Below are 19,578 nucleotides of genomic sequence, written 5' to 3' on the forward strand. Positions count from 1 at the left end.
ATTGTAACTGATTATGCAGGCAACACCCAAACAGGAGATGTTCAGCGTCTCTTGTTTGAGTGTTGCCTTTTTTATATTTCAAAATAAGAAAGGAAGAGGCAGCATGGAAAAGTATCAAGCACTTGTAGAGTTCATTTTGAAAAATGTGGGAGGCAAGGACAATGTTTTAAGTGTCACTCACTGTATGACAAGACTAAGATTCACCTTAAAGGATGACTCCTTGGTTCAAAAAGAGGAGGTTGTTAAATCACCAGATGTAATGAGTGCCCAGTTTGCCAGCGGGCGTTTTCAAGTTGTAGTCGGAACGCAAGTTGCAGAAGTTTTTCAGGTGGTTCAAGAAAATTTAAACGGCAAAGCAGTTGCAGCGGTGGAAGAGAAGAAGGGGATAGTTAGTACTTTAGTGGATACAATTACTAAAGTGATTACGCCGGTTCTGGGTATTTTGACCGCTTCTGGTTTGCTGCAGGGAATTTTAGCGCTGCTTACAGCAACAAATGTTTTGTCAGTAACCGATGGCGCCTACATTATTTTACATGCGATGGGTCAAGCTGTTTTCTACTTTTTGCCAGTGACGTTGGGATATACCAGTGCGAAAGCATTTAAAATGAATCCTTTTGTCGGGATGATGCTAGGAGCTACCTTGGTTATTCCGGAATTAATGACTGGACTGACCAGTGGAGATGCTTTGTACACATTATTTGAAGGTTCGTTGTTCCAAACGCCGGTTTATAACACATTCTTTGGTATACCGATCCTGTTTCCAGCAAACGGTTATCAGTACACGGTTATTCCGATTATCTTTATCGTATATGTTGGTTCCAAGGTAGAAAAATGGTTGAAGAAGGTTGTACCTGCAGTGATTGCTCACAACGTCAATTCTTTTCTAACGATTTTGATTACTGTTCCTTTGGCTATTTTGATTGTTGGTCCGGTAACTAACGTATTGAGTTCATTGATCAGTGCCGGTGTTTCTGGGCTTTATGCGATTTCGCCAATAGCAACTTCATTGTTAGTTGCTCTATTGTATCAGCCGTTAGTTATCTTCGGATTGCACTGGCCGATTTCTGCGATTGGGATTACGAATCTGGCCCAGTCAGGTGTTGACTACATTTTCCCGATGTCATTCACAGCAAATTTTGCACAAACCGCTGTCGTTTTAGCTGTTTTCTTACGGACACGTTCAAAAGATCAGAAAGCTTTGGCGATTCCAGCGATGGTGTCTGGACTGTTCTGTATTATTGAGCCAGCTATTTACGGCTTTAGCTTACCAGTGAAGAAACGTTTTGCATTTTCAATGATCGGTGGAGCTGTGGGCTCCTTGATTTTAGCTTTTTCTGCTACGAAAATGTATGCAATGTCCTTTGGTATTTTAGGCTTCGCGGCGTTTATTAATCCTGAATCAGGTAGTATGAACGGGGTAATTATGGCAATTGTCGCAACGGTTGCAACTTCAGTAGTAGCCTTTGTTTTGACCTACACCACCTTTAAAGCAGAGGACGATGTGAAAGATGCTGAAGAAAAGGAATTGGTGAAAACGGAAGTAATCGTTTCTCCTTTAGCTGGACAATTAAAACCGATTGAAAGCTCAACTGACGCAACATTTTCTTCGAAAGCACTAGGAAATGGCATTTTGATTGTTCCTGAAAGCGGAGAAGTTGTCTCCCCGGTAAACGGAACAGTGGAGACCGTCTTTCCTAGTGGTCATGCGATTGGGATTGTCAGCGATACAGGGATTGAGCTTTTGATTCACATTGGGATTGATACCGTTGAATTAGAAGGTGAAGGGTTTACGCCGTTGGTGAAAAAAGGCCAAACAGTGGCTCAAGGAGAAAAAATTCTAGAAGTCGATTTGGAAAAAGTAAAAGAAGCTGGTTATTCCACTGAATCCTTAGTAACGGTAACCAATACAGATCAATTTTTAGATGTCATTAGTGAACAGGAAGGAAGAATTAAAGCTGGCGAGAAAATTTTGACAGTGATTCCCTTCAACAATCAAACAGAATTAACTACTTTAGCGGAGGTCAATTAAATGAGAGAAAAAATCTGGGGAGTTTTAGCTGGCGGAGCATTAGGTGATGCTCTAGGAATGCCGACAGAATGCTGGACACAAGAAAAAATCCGCCAGCAATTTCCAAATGGTGTGACTGAATTAGTCGCTTCAAATGAAAATGATGTCTTCGGACGTAAATTAGCGGCAGGAGCGATTACCGATGATACCCTTAATGTATTGATGATTCTATCCATGATCAAAAAAAATCAAGGAAGAATTCGGGTAGCTGATTATGTAGCAGAATTAAGAGACTGGAATGAAAATTCTGGAGTTTCAGCCTTTGTCTCTGGTCCATCGACACTAAAAGCGCTAGATAAAATTGCTCAAGGTGTGCCGATCGAAGAAACCGGTGTAACAGGAACAACCAATGGTGCATCAATGAAGATTGCGCCTATTGGCTTGATTAGTGATTATCGGAATCTTCCTGAATTAGTAAAAAACGTTGCCGAAATTTGCCTGCCAACTCACAATACCAAAATTGCCATCGCTGGAGCTAGCGCGATAGCAGCGGCGGTCAGCTATAGCGTTCGCGGCGGACAATCAATTGAAGAGATTTGGCAGCTGGCTTTTGCAGCAATTGATGCAGCAAAAGACTACGGACATGATTTTCCCGCAGCTTCTTTAACTTTTCGAATGAATCAAGCACGAAAAATTCTGCAGGAAGACACGGATGAGCAAATTATCTTACAGCGCCTGTATGAAGAAATCGGCACGGGTATGGAATCCATCGAAACCATTCCCAGCTCCTTTGCCGTAGTAGAATTAGCTCAAGGCGATCCGCTGAAAGCAGCACAATTAAGTGCATCAATTGGTTGGGATACTGATACAATTGGTGCTATCAGTGCCGCAATTTGCGGCGGGATGAATCCCACTTTACCAAAGGAAATGATCCAACAGATCGAAGAAGTGAATCAGCTGGATTTTGAGCAATTAACCGATGATATCTTGCCATTTGTTGGATAAATAGATTTTCATATTGTCTTGCGAACTACTGAAGGAATGTAGTTTGATCAGGTCGATAAGCACAAACCTTACGTGCTTATCGACTTTTTTATACACCGAAAAACCAAAAGCCGCCTACCGCTTCTTCCCTTTCCCCTTGCCTTTTCCCTTACCGCCTTTCCCTTTGCCACCTTTGCCGCTCTTGCCTAGCTTTTTATTTAGCTTTCGTTGCAGTTGTTCCTGTTCTCGCTGTTTTTCTAGTTTGCGAAGCTCATCTTGTGTTCGATAGGTGGATTGTTTCTCTTTGCCTTTTTTGGATTTTTGCTTGTCTTTATTCTTCACCGGTGTATCTGCTGACTTCGCGTTTTTATCCTTATTTTTGCTTGGATCATTGTCAGGATCGGTTTCAGGGTCGTCCTCCGGGTCGTCGTCCAGCAGGAATTCCGGTTTGGCATCCTTCAGCTTGATTCCGCGGGCGAAGGCGGTCAGTATCCGGCTGAGGGTTTCGATTTCGTCGTCTTCTGGGGATGGCACTTCGGTAAAGCCATCCAACAGATAGGCGATCGTCTCTTCCTGGGTTTTCCCGGCATAAACATTATGTTTCAAATACTCACTGGATTCAATGAACAACACAGAATCCTCCGTACCATCTTCTTCAACGATTTCCATGTGTGACAAGATTCTTTGGGCTTCAACGATTCGTGGTTGGAGCACTTTCACTATATCAGCCGTTGGTTCTGATTTTTGCTGGATTTCGGGCTCGGCCTCTTGCTCGCTGTCGTAAACTGGGGTAGTCGACTGGTAAATATAGCGGACTAATTCCGTGAAGCGGCGTACGCCGTCCTTTTCAAAGATGGTTAAGTTAGTGAAAATGGATAGAAGTTCGGTGGTTTCCTCAACGGAATAGCAAGGATCAGTGTCCTTGATAGTAAAACGGTGTTTTTTGCCGTTGGCGTCTCTGTAGACGGTGGCAATATTCATCAGTTCCGTTGCTTCGCGGCTGCCTGAATGCAGCATTCTATGTAGGTGATGGTTTGAGCGAGCAGCGGCGGTAAGCTCTAGATATTCCTGCTGATTTTTAAATAAGCGGCCAATCACGGTGTTCCACTCATCTTGGGAAAAATATTCTTCGAAATATACGCAAAGATGGCGCACGGAAACTAATTTCTGCGGATCGCTGGTTAAAAATACCTCACGCATAGTATCGCGTGCAATACCGGAATAGTCCTCGCTGCTAAGGGCGTTGCGTACCATAATGGCCACAGCGCTTTCGACTAAGTAGGCTGGATTGTTAACGGTCTCAAAATTATTTTTAATTCTCGTTTCAAGACCTCTTCTTTTAAGGTTGAAGATTTGGGGCTGGTTCAGAGTAGTTGGCTTCGTTTTCATTTTCATATGCTCCTTCTGCGGTGTCTAATTTTTGGCTATTGATAGTCATTACAAGTTTCGATTCGTTATCATCATAATCTAATTTTAGCGAGTAGACAAGAGGGTTTTTGAAACAAAATAAGACCGCTTAATTATCTGTTTTATTTAACTGTAACTTTAAAATAGATTAAACAACGCAAATTTAATGGGAGAGTCGTTGCTAGGAGCGGGGTTCGCTGGTCAAAAATAATTTGCTGGGAAAACAACGCAGAATTTTTGTGTTTTTTTAAGAATAAAAATAAATTTAGCAGCGTTTTTTTGGATTTTCTAGCTGATTTACCTTGATATGACAATGTTTTCAAAATCAGATAAAAATAAAATAACAAGGAAAAACCATTCTTTAAAATCGAAAAAACATGAATCCATTTTTTGTCCGAGGGAATCTTTTTACTGAGTAGATAAAAAATGAGAACTAATCCTGTAAGTACGAGATGAGTAAGAGAGTTCATTTCGTCATAAAAAATAAGGTAAAAATCATTGTATTTTTCACTTAGATAACATTAGAAAACGATGAGTGAAAAGAGGTTTTCATGGATGCTGAACCTTTCTCACCACTACAAAAATCAGTTCTTCAACTTCAGGGAAGGATAGGCGAAAGGATCGAATCCTAGGCGTTAACGTGATACCCTATAGGAAAGAAGGGAGCGATTTTTATGGTTGAAGTAATTCTTGGCGACATTACAAAGCTGGATTTTCACGTAGACGCCATCGTCAATGCGGCGAATGCGCATCTTGTCCCAGGTGGCGGCGTGGACGGAGCGATTAACCAGGCTGCTGGCCCTGAATTGGGGAAAGCGATGAGGGCCTTCGGTGGCACACCTACTGGCACCGCGGTTATCACGCCGGCCTATAATTTGAATGCGGAATATGTCATCCATGCAGTAGGACCGCGATACAAGGATGGCAAGCATGGAGAAGAAAAACAGCTTTATTCGGCGTATGAGGCAGTATTTGCGCTGGCTCATAAGCAGGGGATTCAGTCGTTGGCGACCCCGATTATAAGTGCCGGTGTCTATCATTACCCGAAAGCAGAAGCAGCGAGGATTCTGTATGAGGTGGCAACCCGGGAGGAGAATGAAGATATTCAAGTGAAGATCGTGGTGTTTAGTGAAGGATGGTTGTCGATTTTCGATAAAATACAAAGTCATTGAAAATCAGGTATTTTCCTTTGCATAATTGTGTGGTATTCTCAAATTATAGTATTGTAATTATTTTCTTTATTATTTAGTGTAATAAGTTTTAAAAAAACGGTATATTGCGTCACAATTTTTATTCGATCAAGCGATTAAAGTTATAATGGATTCATCTTGTTTAATTCCATGGAAAAGCAATAAATTGTAAGGATAAATACTTTAGAGAGAAAGCGGAGAGGAAAAAAGTATGAGTGAAGTTTTTGTCGCTTTTGTATCCACAGTCAACCAATTGATTACTTTAGCACTTTTTTATAATCTCTTTTTAGTGCCCCGTAGACGAGCCGGCTATTCTTATGTTGTGTTCTTGGTGTTTAGTTTCGTCTGCAGCCTAATTCATGTATATTCTGAAAGTATTCCATTGTTGACGACTGTTTTACTTATTTTTGTCATTCTATACTTTTTTCAAGGAACGAAGCTTTTAAAAGTTTTTGTCCCGGCTTTGTATTTGCAGTTGGGGCTGATCGTTGATTTTATCAATGGTCTAATTTCCATGGAAATTGGCAAAGTAGGTCTTTTTGGTACGTCGGATATCTTGATCATTGTTTTACTTCTCCTGAATATTTGGCGACGTAAGAAACCGCGGCTGATTCAGCAGGTGGGGGTTAAGCATCTGATGCTTTGGCTGCTGACGCTGACAAATTTTGTTGGCCTGGCATTGATTTATTTCAGCGGGGTTTTTCCTAACAATCTAAAAATTGTTTTTGCGACCTTAATTATGCTGTCTACCTTGCTTGCCTACTATTTTTCTTTCTATTTAGAGAAGACCTACAAAATTCGTGAGGAAAATATGCTGACAACAAAGCAAATGGAATTTCAAAAGGACAAGCTGGAGCAGATGAGCAGCTATTTGCAGGCTTCCAGAAAAATCATTCATGATACCAAAAAGAATTATCGAGCGATCAGTAGTGCATTAGACAACGGCGAAACCGAACAGGCGAAGCTGTGTCTCAAAGAAGCAAGCGAGAATCTGACCTTTCCGGATTTACTGGGATTCACCGGCAACGATCTGGTGGACAGCATGCTCTACTCCTTATACAACAAGTGCCAGCAAGAAGATATTCAGCTGAATCATCAAATCGTGATTAAGCAGCGGATTCAAATCGATGAAACCTTATTGGCCAGCCTACTAGGGAATTTGTTTGATCGTACAATTTCATTGGTTAAGCAAGAGAAGATCAAAAGCATTGATTTAGTGATAAAAACCAGTGCACAATTTTTACTGATTGAGCTGAATTACCCTGAAGAAAAACGGCTGATCAACAAACTCGATATCCCTGCGGATGAAAGGTTGGCGGCGATTATGCAGATGGTTGAAAAAATTTCTGGGGTTTACGAAGCAGACTGGTCTGAAGGTGAATGCCAGATCAGAGTGATGCTGCCCCTTCAAGACAGTTTATTGGCAGGGGGAGAAAAATGATTAATATTATCATATGCGAAGATGAAAAATGCTATCGCGACCAAGTGAAGGAAATGCTGGTGAAAATGGCCTTTTCCCTCGACATTGAGATTCAGACGGAATGCTATTGTTCCGCCGAAGAAATGCTGGCAGCCTACGAAAATCGTGAGAAAAGCTATGAACTGATGATATTTGATATCGAAATGCCTGGCTGTGATGGACTTCAGGCAGGGAAAATTATTCGTGAGCAGTACCAATATGATGGACAGCTGGTGTATTTGACTAGTCATGCTGAGTTGATGCAAGACAGCTTTGAGATTGGAACGAATCAATACTTAGTGAAGCCGATTGAGTATAAGGAATTTGAGGCCAAGCTGCGACCGATCATTAAGAAAATTATCGACAATGACAAACGCATTACGGTGGAGCTGGTGGCAGGCGGACTGCAAATCATCCCTATGAAGGACATCACCACTATCCAGGCGAAATCCCAAGGACGAAAAGGCGGCGTGATCATTCAAACCACGCGGGAACTGATTGAAGCCTTTGGGAAAATGGCTGATTTTGAAAATATGCTGGAGAAGCGTAAATTTTTCCGGATTCATAAGCAAACGATTATCAATTTGGACAAGATTACTCAGTTTGATGGTGTTGAAGCCACCACTGTCGATCAACAGCGGTACAAGGTGAGTCGGAACAAAAAACGAGAGCTGAAGGATTTATTACTGCGAAATTTCTAAAAATCGTACGCAGCATACGCTTTTGATAAAGAAATAAGCGGTTTTTTTGCGAGCTTTTTAAAACATAGTTTTGCTGATTAAAGATTGCAGCGCTATTTATGGCTTTATAACTAGTATTAAGAATAAGGTGTGTTGAACTAAAAAGGCTAAAAACCGTTTGTGGTATGAACACGATAATTAGTTGCACAAGGGTCCTTTCAATTAGTCTGGGATAATCGATCTGAGACTAATTGAAGGGACTTTTTAAATTTTATAGTCTTTAACAAAAGATTAGTAAACATTCTCTTCTATGCCAATAAAACATCGGATGTATGTCTGTTTAAATTAATTTTGTTTGAATTGGAAGGTAAAAATGTGTAGATTTACGAAATAGATTATGAAAATATTAATTAAGTTAAAAAACTTTTAGCTTTCGTGATATAATTGCTTTGCAAAGCTTTTTTGAGGATATGTTAGCTGCAAAAGGTTATGGATGGATTTACTGCTTTCTGTTTTCAGATGAACTGGGGAATATTGGGGGGATATGTTTGGTTGAGTTAGTGCTTATTTCAACAGAAATGCTGTTGGCGAATCTTTTTCTTTGGGACCGCTGTGCTAAAAGACGGCATTCTGTAGCTGCTACGGTTTTGTGCTATGTACTTTTTCGACTGTTCCTGATTTTTGTGGGAAACGTGTTAAAATCGATTGTTGGGACACCTTATGAAAGTGGTCCGCTGGTCATTTTGTCGGGATTTTTGTACATTATTCCGATTTTCTTTCTTTATGAAACCCGGATTTTGAAGCTGGTAAATATCTTTTTCTTCCTGTGGACATATACATTCTCGCTGTACTCCATCAGCTATTTTACTAGCTTGTTTTTTACTGCGGGCAGACAAATGACAATTTTTGCAGCCACCCAGACACTGCTTTACGCACTAACCTTTTATTATTATTACAGCTATTTTATTCCAAAGTATTCTTATATGATCGATCACATCTCAGAACAAGACGAGCGCTGGTTCTCAGCCTTAAGTGTCAGCTGGTTTTTTGTCTTGTTTGCCCTCTACATGGCTTTTGCGGCACCTAATTTAGTAGGAATGCCAGTATTTGTCTTTTTCCTTTTTCTGGGAATTGTGGCCCTCTCCAGCCGTTTGATTTACAATTTGGTCATCACTAGAAATCAGATGCTGCAGCTGGAATTGCGCTTTGATCATCAGCTGGCTCAGTATCAAGACCAAAAGCGGCATGCCGCGGAAATTCGCAAGCTGTCTCACGACATTAACAAGTACAACAGTGTGATTCAATATGCGCTTAAAGAAAAAAATTATGAGTATTTAGCGGAATTTTGCGATTCGGCCTTCGAAACCCTGCGGCTGCGTCCGGCCTTTCAAGAGACCGGGAACGAGACGCTGGATGCCTTGATCTATCATTTAGTGAACCAGTGCTCAGAAAAGGGCATTGAGTTAACCTTGGATTTAGATCCGGCATTGACTGGTTCAATCGAAATTGCCCCGTTGAGTTTGACGACCATTTTGGGAAACTTATTTGAAAATGCCGTGGAGGCCTGTGAATTGATGCCAGAAGACCAGCGGTGGATTAACGTCACGATTCGACCTGATGGAGCCAGAGTTCATACAGTGATTAAGAATTCCTGCAACCAGCTAGAAAAGAATAATCGCCAAGGCATGAAGCGTCTTTTGCCAAAGCATATTGGAACTACGCTTGTGGAACAGACCGTCAAAAAAATTGGTGGTATGGTAAAGTATCAGCGAGAAGAGAATCAGTATGAAGTTGTACTGATCTTGGCCAACAGAAATTTGAGTAATTAGGAGAAAAAATGATCAAGTTAATTATCTGCGACGACGAGGAACACATTATCCAACAGGCAAAACAGTATTTATTACAAGTGGCTAAGGAGCTTTCTTTGGAGCTGACCATAGACACTTTTTTGTCAGGGGAAGACTTGCTGGCAAGCTATCAACCCAATAGCAGCTCACTGATTATTTTGGATATCGAAATGAAGGGGCTGGATGGCTTAGCAACGGCGAAACGTTTAAGAGAGCAGCAGGGCTATCGTGGGTTAATCATCTTTTTAACCAATCACGAAAGGCAGCTGTTAACCAGTGAAGAACGATGCGAAAATCTTGTATTAGAAAAGTCGGCTGAGTATTCAACTTTTGCCCAGCAGCTAAAGCCGATCTTACAGAAGCTGGCACAGGATCAGCAGGAATTTTCTTTTGTAACAGTGGAGGGTGCAGAAATTACTGTTTTGGCCCAAACTATTTTAGCCTTCTATACTAAACGATTCCAACGTGGGCAAACGGTTCATTTAAAAATGACGGATCGGGAATGTACAGTAAAGGCTTCCTTGGATCAAGTGGAAGAACAAGTAGCAGGAAGTACCTTCTATCGAATGAATCCATATCAACTGGTGAATCTCAAGCATGTGCTGACGTTAGGGGAGAATTACTTGCTGCTGACGGATCAAACAAAGCTGAAGCTCCAGCGTAAAGAAAAAAAGGCACTGCAGGATCAGCTTTTTCAAGTTGATTAGGAGAACTAAATGTATATAACTGAATCAAGGAAGCAAAAGCCAATGAATTCGTTCATTGGCTTTTTTTTTATTATTCATGGAGCGAATCGGCATCATATACGGCGAATTAGAAGGTTATTATTAATCAGAATTACGATTAAAGATTAAAAAATGCAGGTTAACTATCATTTTCGACATGTTAGTTGCAAAATCTAAAGTTATCATTCGGATGTCTTACAATAAATTAAGGTTAAGGTTTATACCGTACAAATGTGCGTATAAATGGAAAACTAAAATAAAAAAAGAGGAGTGAAAAAAATGGTTAAAAGCAAAAATTGGAAACGTCTTTTAACAGGGTTGATGGCGGCGGTAACTCTTGCACCTGTAGCATTAGCTTTTGGTACTGGAACAGCCTCAGCAGCAGATGCCGGCGATCCGGTAACCATCAATGTACATAAGTATATGTACGAAGATGGAACAGTCAAGTATGATCCGACTACCGGTGAGGTAACAAAAGAGGGTGCGTATTTCGAGAATGATGGAACGGTACAAACACCGAAGGGAACGGGAGCATCTGATTTAAAACCGTTTGATCCAGCGAAAGTAATTAACTTGCCAGGTGGAGGAACAACTACCTTAGGAAATGTTGAATTTACATTGGTGGATATCACAGACTACGCAAAGAACAAAACAGAAAAAGATATTCTAGATACACTAAAAACTTCAGGTAAATACGATCCAACGCTATATGCAAATTTCATAACTAATAATGTTACTGCTGGAACTACTCCTGACAAAAAAGTAATTAATACAGTTAATACACCAGCTTCATTTACTAATGTTGCGACTGGTGGAGCAGCTGGTAAAATCTACATGATTTTAGAGACTGCAGCAGGTCCTTACGTGACACAACGTACAATTCCAATGATCGTGCATCTGCCATTCACGAATGCAGCAGGTGACGGCTACTTAGATGATATTCATCTATATGGAAAGAACCAAATTACCCAAGGTGAATTAGACTTCACGAAGTATTCAGAAAATATGGATGCTGGTTCTGAATTATCAAATGCTGTCTTCAACCTGTACAAAGGAACAGCAGGAAGCGGCCAAACATTACTAAATGATGGAACTTGGGGAGCAGAAACTCCTGCAAATAAAGCAAAACAATTTAAAACAGGTACTGATGGTAAATTGACGCCATCTATTACTGGTTTAGAAGTCGGCTCTTATTACCTAGTCGAAATTGGTTTTGATGTAAGCGGCGTAATTCAAGATAAAGATGGTAACGGCAACTTGAAGAGTCCAAATGCATTAAACGATGCAGACAACAAATTAGGCTTCACAATTGCAGCTGGCGATACTGGCAAAAAAGAAATCAAATTTGTCAACTTTATCAAACCTGACGTAGAAAAAGATGTTGAAAATGGCGCATCTAGCGGAAATCATAACTTCAACGTTGGCGATACTATCAACTACGTATCAAAAATTACAGTTCCAACAGATATTAATGGCGGAAAAATTTTACCAGATGGCACAATCAGTAAACCTTATACTAAATTTGTGTTTAAGGATACGGCTGTTAAAGGATTGACTTCAAACGTCACAGCTTTAACAGATGTGAAATTCTTCGAAGCGGATGGAACAACACCAATCGTCTTTACAGAACCAACTGATCTTGACTTTGATGTTTCAGATCCTACTGCTCCTGGTTACACTGTTGACTTTTTTGAGCTAGCTTTTAAAGCAGGCGGAAATATCAAAAATTTTGCTGGCAAAGAAATCATTGTGAAATACTCAATGACAATTAACGAAGAGGCAGTTATCGACAAAGAACAATTAAATACTGTTGATCTAGATTACAGCAATGGACCAGTAACAGATAATGAACATGATACTGAAAAAGTTTATACTGGCGGATACAAATGGCAAAAATATGGTGAAGAAGCAGCAGACCAAGATGGTTTAGATGGTGCAGAATTCATCGTAATGAACAATATCACTGGGGATCCTGACAACGGAAAATACTTGCAATCAGATCCGATGGTTAGCGGCGAAGTTAAATGGGGAGCAGAATCGACTGCTTTCAAATTCACTTCGAAAACTGTTGATGGTGTGAAGGGTGTTATTGCAGTTGGCGGCTTGGAATATGGCAAGTACCAATTGAAAGAAACGAAAGCACCAAATACTTACCAAAAACTAGTAAATCCAATCGATTTTGAAGTAACTAGCACAAGTTGGACTGACAGCCTTGTTGGCGGTATTTACCAACACAGAATCGAAAATAAGGAAAAACCTGAGCTACCAATCACTGGTGGCATGGGTACAATGATCTTTACTGTTTTAGGTTTAACAGTAATGGGTGCTGCAGTTCTTTACACAGTGAAAAACCGTCGTAAAGCAGCATAATTTCTCCTCTGAATGAGAAGCTTTGGCTTCTCATTCAGTCTTACATAGTCACACATTTTTAACTTACATATCTAATTGGAGGGAGGGCATATGGCGAAACGAAAACAACTACGAAAAAGAAACCAAAGACGCACAAACAATAAATTTCAAAACGCCGTCGCGGTCATTTTATTCTTGCTGGGATTGGGGCTCTTCTTGTACCCCACCATCAGCAACTACATAATGGTGCGCTCCCAAACCATGGTGGTAGAGCATTACGAACAAACCATCGAAGAAATACCAAAAGAGAAAAAAGAAGACTTAAAGGAAAAAATCAAAAGCTATAACCAGCAGCAAAGTGGCGTAGGACCGGCTGTTCAGGAAATAAAAGGAAATAACAAAGACGAAGAAGGCAATGAAGTTTTTGATGTGATGCAGGCGATGCTGGGAGAAGAAGTCGCTACTTTGACCATTCCCAAAATCCACATCACCATCCCCGTCTATCAAGGAACCAGCGAGGAAGTGCTGCAAAAAGGTACAGGATTATTAGAAGGCAGCGCCATTCCGATTGGCGGCATGGGAACACACGCGGTCATTACTGGTCACAGCGGATTGCCCAGTGCCAAGATATTTACCGATTTACCAAAGATTAAAGTCGGCGACCGATTTTACATTCAATCGCTGGATGAGAAATTGGCCTATCAAGTGGATCAGCTATTAACCGTGACCCCGGAAGAAACCGATGCCCTAAGAGCAGAGACCGATAAGGAATACGCGACCTTGATTACTTGTGTGCCGATTTCAGTCAATAGTCATCGGCTATTTGTTCGCGGGCACCGGGTTCCCTTTAAGGAAACGAAAAAGGTAGCGGATGATAAAAAAGCACAACGCAGCTTCAAGTGGGATCGGGTGAAGGAATACATCGTCTTTGCCGCGATCATCATTTTAATGATTTTAATCATTGCGTATTTAAGATATCGAAGAAGGAAAAAACAACAAGTTGGAGGTGAGCAGGTTGAAAGGAAAAATGAAAAAGGGTAGTTGGTTAGGGTTGTTTTCATTGATACTATGTTTCGTTGGATTCATGGTATCTAATGGAGCGGAAGCAGCGGAAGAAACGACAAAGGTGATGATTCACCGAATTGCGTTTTCCGGGGAAAGTGCCTCAGATGTCTCCTTCAACAATAATGGTCAAGCGATAAAGGAAGAAGATTTAATGGGCGGACGCCCGCTGGAGGGAGCCACCTTTTGTGTTTATGATGTCAGTGCCCGCTTTTATGAATTGACCGAAGCAGGAACGGCTCCACAGGAAGCACAAAAGAAAATCAGTGAAGAAGCTGATCAAGCTGTAGAAAAAAACGAGATCAGTCAGTATAAAAAGGTTGCAGAGGATAAAACCGGAAAAGACGGCATCGTCACTTTTGAGTTAGCCACGTATCATTCTGGTACAACAGGAAAAGTTTATTTGTTTATGGAAACTGGCGTACCTGACCACGTACCTTATAAATCCAGCAATATAGTAGTGGGCTTACCTTATGCCGACATAGGCAGCGATAATATTCTGCATCTGTATCCCAAAAATCAGCTGCAAATTCGCAGACCATTTTTCTACAAATACGGACGGGAAAGCACAAATCCAGCAGAAGACAAGAAACTAGCTGGCGCAGAATTTCGGGTTTCAAAAGAAATGAATGGGAAAACCTATTATCTGCACAAAGATATGTACAACAACAATAACGCTTGGGTAGAAGACGAAAACGACGCAGGAATCCTAACGGTCATTTCAGATCAAAATGGTTTGGTGGAATTAGGGGATTATATTTTACCAGCAGGAATCTACTATTTTGAAGAAACCAAAGCCCCGGCAGGCTACGAAATCACTAATGAATCAAGAAGAGTCCAAGTTGAGATCCCAGCGAACTTTAATCAGCCAATCACCGTAACCGTGGGCAGTACTACCAGCTCGATGAATGAGTCAAAAGTGATCAATATCAAGACACCAAATATACCACCAGAAGAACCAAATGAACCAAATGAGCCGGGAGAACCCGGTCAACCAGGTGTGCCAGACGGACCAAGTCCTAGATTGCCTTCAACAGCTGGCGGAACAACGACACCAGCTAGTACTAGAAAATTACCGCAGACTGGGACGCAGCAAGCAATCGGCTTAGCCCTTCTAGGTGTGCTGATTCTTGTCACAGTCGCAGGCATCCTAATTAAACGATATCAAACCAAGGGGGAGAAATGATGAAGAAGAAGTTTTCGATCATAGGAACGATCATCTACTTAACGTGCCTACTCTTTCCCATGTTCCAACCAGTTTTGACCGCAGTGGCCGAGGATAAACAGCCGCAGCTATTTACAGTCAGCCATAATGGGGCAGAAATTAAGGCCGACCAAGAGATTGAAGCCAGTGATAATAATATTATTCAGATTCAAGCTACCGGAAACTTCACCTTGAAGATTCCCCAAAGCGAAAGCTATGAAATAGGTTTGCTGACAGAGGAAGAGCAGCAAGAACTTAAAAATAATGCAAAAGAAACCGATAAGCTTTCCTTTGATGTAACTGCTGGCGAATCAGACTATCAACTACAACTGGAAAAAGGCATGAAGGCTTATTTCAAAGTTAATCTGTTAGCTGAAGCAGCTTTATTAGAAGGAACGGCAAGCTTTGAAGATGTTAATTTGCCTGAAACAAAAGTGGGTATAATTCATTTAGTACAGCCAGCTCAACCAGAGCCTGAGGTAAGTGAAAGTCAGGAAGAGGAAGCTGGGCAGACTTCGGAAGCAACAGAAGAATCGATAGCTGAGGAGACAACAGAAAGCTCTAGTGAAGAAAAAAAAGTCATCTTCTACAAAGACGGCGAGACATTAGACGCTAAAAAAAAGTTAACGGTTGAAGAAGGAAAATCTTTTAACCCTACCAAAAATATCGAAGCAAAAGCTGAGGATGGTTCAGAAAGCTACGAAGTAAAAGCAAAGGTTTATCAAAATGACAAAGAATTAAAATTGAAAAAGAATACCTTTAAACCTGAAGCAGATAACACCTACTTCATTCAATATGAAGCCATTGAAGAAAAAACAAACGAAGCTGTTAGTCAAACGAGTATTGGGTTGTTCATAAGTAATGGTAGTGTGGATGTGTCATTGGAGTGGGTAACTGATGTTGCAGGTGAGAAAGAAACACGAGATTTTTCAATTGGAAAGACAAGAACAACTGTGATCAATTATCGACTAAACATCGATACAGGCGGGACAGTCTACCAGCCAGGAGAGTTGGAAATAACTTTACCTGCTAGTCAATTTGTCTTTTCTAACACAACCGGATTAACAGCAGCACTTGGTTTTCACAAAGATCATATTTCACTCAGACCATATGATGAAGCTGGTCCGACGGATATCTATGGCTATAAAGTATCGGCAGACGGAAAGACACTAACGATTACCAATAAGTACACAGTTAGCGGAGCAGGGGGCAACTCATTTGAAATTGGTGCAGTATTCAAAACGACCGATCGTAAATACAATGGGCAGAATGTAGGTGTTTTCGGAAGGCAAGTGGTGGATGGAACAAGTGCCAAGATTAAGTTTAATGTTACTGATAAGACAAAAACAGCTGCAAACCAACGCAATTTTTCAACAAATGAATTAAAGGTAACGCTTAGAACAAATTATGTAAAAAATCAAACTCAAAAATGGTATAACGCGTTTAATCCTTATCAAAATTGGGATGTAAACATGTATGGCGAAAGGCCAAGTGATTTTGAAAATTATCGCTGGGGATCATTTACCTATAAAGAGACAATTTCTGATGATAATCAAAAAGTAATGGAGGTAAGAGTAAAAGACTCAGTTAGTGTTTACAAAGATGGTGCTGTTACACCAGTCCCAGGTAATGCAGTGAAAATAATTTGGCCTTCTTCAGGGAATTCTGATAAAGATATGATGGTCGAACCTGATGGGGGATTCAGTAATCGGACTGTCAACGGGAATTCCATTAATTGGTCTTTCAAATATAACCGAAATGCTTCGGCTTTTTACGATAATAAGGATCCTAAAACAATTAATTTTCATTACTTAGTGGGAATACCTAAAACACGGATCAATGCTGGAGACTCGATGCGGAACAATATCGAGACAACTTATCATGATCTTGATAAAAACAACACTCTTTTGGATCGAAACAGCGCCGAGGCAAGTGTTCGGATGGAGGAATATCGATTTATATATCCTCCAGGAGATACCACCTATTCATCAAAGAGAATCTCTTACTATAATACAAGTGACCCTGTAATGAATCCTGAAGTGTATTACGTAAAAGAAGAAAGGGGTAATCGTGATACAATCGATCGAGATATGGTATTGAATGTCTTGAAATCAGGAGTCGATGTCAAGATGCGCGCAGCTTGGGTGAATTTTGGCATAAACCACGCGCAAGGGAATACCGTACCCTATTCAATGGAAATGTATGATGATCATACTCGATGGAAAATGACCAATACAAATTCAGTTTTAATGGGTCCGGATGATTTCTACTTTTCAAAAATACAGATTAATTCGGATACCCTCATGCCCAATGAAAGCAAAAAATATAACCAGCCTAATGGTGTTGTTTTGAGTAATTTGAGAGTTGAGTATCAAGATAATCTTTTGAGTGGTTGGAAAGAAGGACCCATTATTGCTCCAACAGTTGAAAAAAATGGAGGTACCAATCCTGATGGAACTAAGTATGATCTGTATTTTTGGGGTACTAGCAAGCATGGGTATAGGACGATTGACCTAGAAGCTTTAGGGATCAAAGCCCACCGCTATCGTTTAGTCACAGTTGACGAGAATGGAAAAAAAGCCGGCGTTCTGGGTCAAGTCAATGTATCAATTGAGGGAATAATGTGTTTTAAAGGTGTGAATCCAAAAGATGGAAAAGAAACACAGCTGGAAAAATGGTTTGCTGATAGCAAAGTAGATACCTCTTCTATGACCTATCATAATTTTTCGGGATTTAAAGTAGAAGCAAAAAGTGAAGGTTCTGCTGGGGTTAGTTGGACTGTTTTGAATCCAGATTTAAACCCTAATAATAGTCGTATTCCAACAGATCCAGGTGAGTATGGAAATTATCTCGAACGAAGAGAAGCAAATGCTACTATCGGCAATGCTAAGCCGAAAGCAATACTGACTAAAAAGGCATCCCAAACCAATGAGGTTGCTGAAAAAAGAAACAAAGTAAAATGGTCTGTAAATTGGGCTGAAGGGTACGAAACTACTAATAATGGCGATTATGTAATAAAAGATTTGTTTGATGATGGGTCCTTAACTGTTCCGATCCGTCCTAAGGTTGTACTAACAGATTTACTGCCCGCCGGACATACCTATGCAGATACGACATCGGTCAGTTATCGTGAGGTCGTTCTGAATAGCTCGCAATATACTGTTGAAGTGGTAGATCCGAATTATAAAGATAGCGGCCGACAATTAGTAGAGCTGACCATCGATGGAGATTCTGTTAGTGAAAAATCTGGAAGTTCCTATTTTAGGGATGCGGACTTGAAGCTTCGGGGGAACAATGTAAGTTGGGAACTTCAATCTAATGTTACTTGGGGTGATCGACGTTTAGCAAATGAAAATTACAATACGACCAATCGAAATTCGGTAACTATTTCATTGTTTGACGATAAGGATATCGCTCAGGAAATGTTAGCTGATGGATTAGGTCGTAACGAGGCGAATGCTGTCGTCATGCGTGGTTTAGGTAATATTAGATTAGCCTATCTCGGCCATATAAGTGGGGCTAACGATAAAATAAAAAATAATATGACTAGCTTTGGAGAGATCGAACTTTCAGGAGTTACTTCAGTCCAAACGGGTCTGACAAAATTGGTTAAAGGAAATATGCCGGGTGCAGGATTTAATCAATCGGATGTTGGTGTACACAAACCGGATGGAACTTATGATTACCGACTAGATTTCACTTCAGAGGGGGATGACAATAATTATATCGAAAATGTTATTCTTTTTGACAGGCTTGAACATGTAGACAGTCAAGGCTATACACAAGGGTGGAAGGGCACCTTAAATAGTGTCGATTTAAGTTACGTGCAGAGTCGAGGAATCGATGCAAAAGTCTATATATCTAGTTCAATCTACGCACCAATGTTTGGACCAAATCATCCGTATGACTTTGCAAACTATCCAACATGGATACCACTTGCTACAGCTACACCACAGCAGATAGCAGCAACGAAAAGCATTGCAATTGATTTAAGGAAATTGAAAACTGGATTACCTTGTCGATTTACCGCCAATGACTATATTAACGTAACAATCAAGATGAATATGCCGGATAATTTCCCATCATTGCCTAAAGCATACAATGTGCCGTGGTTATCTGCCAGTAAGGTAGTTTCGGGAATAACTAATGATGCGCTGACTGAAGGAACCTATACGGAATTTGAATTAATCAGAAACCCTGATCTGATCATTGTGAAACAAGACATGGATAAACCTTCAACCAAACTAAACGGCGTAACATTCGAAGTCGAATATCCTGACGGGACGAAAAAAGATCATACAACTAGCGGTCAAGGGCAAATCAAAGTGACTGATCTAGAGCCAGGGAAGTATAAGCTGCGAGAGAAATCTACTAAGCTTGGTTATGAAATCCTAACCGAAACATATGAATTCACAGTCAATCAGGATAGGACAATCACACATCAAAAAGACTCGACCTATTGGAAATACAACTACAAGGACAACACGATCACGCTAACCGTCTACAACCGCAGGAAATTCACTCTGCCATTTACAGGTGGTTCGGGTGTAGTCATTAACTTGCTAGCGATTGTGGCAATTGTAGTTGTCGTAGGACTTGGCTGGTACTTGAAAAAATATCGTTTTACTGCTTGATAAAAAGAAACTAGAATCGAGTGAAAACG

General features: G+C 40.6%; 12 protein-coding genes. 11 read left to right on the plus strand and 1 reads right to left on the minus strand.

The window, feature by feature from the left end; translation table 11 throughout:
* Positions 1-103: 103 nt before the first annotated feature.
* Both JZO70_RS09790 and JZO70_RS09795 read left to right on the plus strand, forming a co-directional pair.
* Positions 104-2,029 (plus strand): beta-glucoside-specific PTS transporter subunit IIABC, encoded by a 1,926-nt coding sequence (locus JZO70_RS09790; protein ID WP_207673380.1) that lies wholly within the window; start codon positions 104-106, stop codon positions 2,027-2,029.
* Entirely contained in the window at positions 2,030-3,013 is a 984-nt protein-coding gene (locus JZO70_RS09795; RefSeq protein WP_207673381.1) for an ADP-ribosylglycohydrolase family protein, read from the plus strand.
* A 114-nt stretch (positions 3,014-3,127) separates the two neighbouring features.
* Here JZO70_RS09795 and JZO70_RS09800 read toward each other — a convergent pair whose 3' ends face one another.
* Complete coding sequence (locus JZO70_RS09800) at positions 3,128-4,381, minus strand: hypothetical protein (RefSeq protein ID WP_207673382.1); 1,254 nt, start codon at positions 4,379-4,381, stop codon at positions 3,128-3,130.
* Positions 4,382-5,073: 692 nt separating this feature from the next.
* On the opposite strand from JZO70_RS09800, the gene JZO70_RS09805 reads away from it, so the two are divergent.
* The 9 genes from JZO70_RS09805 (at position 5,074) to JZO70_RS09845 (ending at position 19,549) form a co-directional block, all read left to right on the plus strand.
* Positions 5,074-5,571 (plus strand): macro domain-containing protein, encoded by a 498-nt coding sequence (locus JZO70_RS09805; RefSeq protein ID WP_207673383.1) that lies wholly within the window; start codon positions 5,074-5,076, stop codon positions 5,569-5,571.
* Between the two features lie 229 nt (positions 5,572-5,800).
* A complete protein-coding gene (locus JZO70_RS09810) occupies positions 5,801-7,030 on the plus strand; it encodes an ATP-binding protein (protein ID WP_207673384.1) in 1,230 nt (409 codons plus the stop codon).
* Entirely contained in the window at positions 7,027-7,749 is a 723-nt protein-coding gene (locus JZO70_RS09815) for a LytR/AlgR family response regulator transcription factor (RefSeq protein WP_207673385.1), read from the plus strand. The genes JZO70_RS09810 and JZO70_RS09815 overlap by 4 nt, the downstream gene beginning before the upstream one ends.
* A gap of 527 nt (positions 7,750-8,276) precedes the next feature.
* A complete protein-coding gene (locus JZO70_RS09820; protein ID WP_207673386.1) occupies positions 8,277-9,557 on the plus strand; it encodes a sensor histidine kinase in 1,281 nt (426 codons plus the stop codon).
* A gap of 8 nt (positions 9,558-9,565) precedes the next feature.
* Positions 9,566-10,282: a LytR/AlgR family response regulator transcription factor gene (locus JZO70_RS09825; RefSeq protein WP_207673387.1), complete on the plus strand. Its 717-nt coding sequence runs from the start codon at positions 9,566-9,568 to the stop codon at positions 10,280-10,282.
* Between the two features lie 297 nt (positions 10,283-10,579).
* Complete coding sequence (locus tag JZO70_RS09830; RefSeq protein ID WP_207673388.1) at positions 10,580-12,670, plus strand: SpaH/EbpB family LPXTG-anchored major pilin; 2,091 nt, start codon at positions 10,580-10,582, stop codon at positions 12,668-12,670.
* 90 nt (positions 12,671-12,760) lie between these two features.
* On the plus strand, positions 12,761-13,690 hold the full coding sequence (locus JZO70_RS09835) for a class C sortase (protein ID WP_207673389.1): 930 nt from the start codon (positions 12,761-12,763) through the stop codon (positions 13,688-13,690).
* The gene (locus JZO70_RS09840) at positions 13,665-14,897 is read left to right on the plus strand and encodes a pilin N-terminal domain-containing protein (protein ID WP_207673390.1); all 1,233 of its coding nucleotides are present in this window, start codon (positions 13,665-13,667) and stop codon (positions 14,895-14,897) included. Before JZO70_RS09835 ends, JZO70_RS09840 begins: the two co-directional genes overlap by 26 nt.
* Positions 14,897-19,549, plus strand: a complete 4,653-nt coding sequence (locus JZO70_RS09845; RefSeq protein WP_207673391.1) for a prealbumin-like fold domain-containing protein — start codon at positions 14,897-14,899, stop codon at positions 19,547-19,549. The genes JZO70_RS09840 and JZO70_RS09845 overlap by 1 nt, the downstream gene beginning before the upstream one ends.
* The last annotated feature ends 29 nt before the right edge of the window (positions 19,550-19,578 follow it).

The sequence above is a fragment of the Candidatus Enterococcus moelleringii genome, assembly GCF_017377575.1.
Taxonomy (GTDB): Bacteria; Bacillota; Bacilli; order Lactobacillales; family Enterococcaceae; genus Enterococcus_A; species Enterococcus_A moelleringii.

What these genes read in the sequence shown, in the direction of transcription:
- JZO70_RS09815 (WP_207673385.1), top strand. Translation starts at nt 7,027, where the DNA reads ATGATTAATATTATCATATGCGAAGATGAAAAATGCTATCGCGACCAA.
- JZO70_RS09845 (WP_207673391.1), top strand. Translation starts at nt 14,897, where the DNA reads ATGAAGAAGAAGTTTTCGATCATAGGAACGATCATCTACTTAACGTGC.
- JZO70_RS09795 (WP_207673381.1), top strand. Translation starts at nt 2,030, where the DNA reads ATGAGAGAAAAAATCTGGGGAGTTTTAGCTGGCGGAGCATTAGGTGAT.
- JZO70_RS09810 (WP_207673384.1), top strand. Translation starts at nt 5,801, where the DNA reads ATGAGTGAAGTTTTTGTCGCTTTTGTATCCACAGTCAACCAATTGATT.
- JZO70_RS09835 (WP_207673389.1), top strand. Translation starts at nt 12,761, where the DNA reads ATGGCGAAACGAAAACAACTACGAAAAAGAAACCAAAGACGCACAAAC.
- JZO70_RS09790 (WP_207673380.1), top strand. Translation starts at nt 104, where the DNA reads ATGGAAAAGTATCAAGCACTTGTAGAGTTCATTTTGAAAAATGTGGGA.
- JZO70_RS09830 (WP_207673388.1), top strand. Translation starts at nt 10,580, where the DNA reads ATGGTTAAAAGCAAAAATTGGAAACGTCTTTTAACAGGGTTGATGGCG.
- JZO70_RS09825 (WP_207673387.1), top strand. Translation starts at nt 9,566, where the DNA reads ATGATCAAGTTAATTATCTGCGACGACGAGGAACACATTATCCAACAG.
- JZO70_RS09800 (WP_207673382.1), bottom strand. Translation starts at nt 4,381, where the DNA reads ATGAAAACGAAGCCAACTACTCTGAACCAGCCCCAAATCTTCAACCTT.
- JZO70_RS09805 (WP_207673383.1), top strand. Translation starts at nt 5,074, where the DNA reads ATGGTTGAAGTAATTCTTGGCGACATTACAAAGCTGGATTTTCACGTA.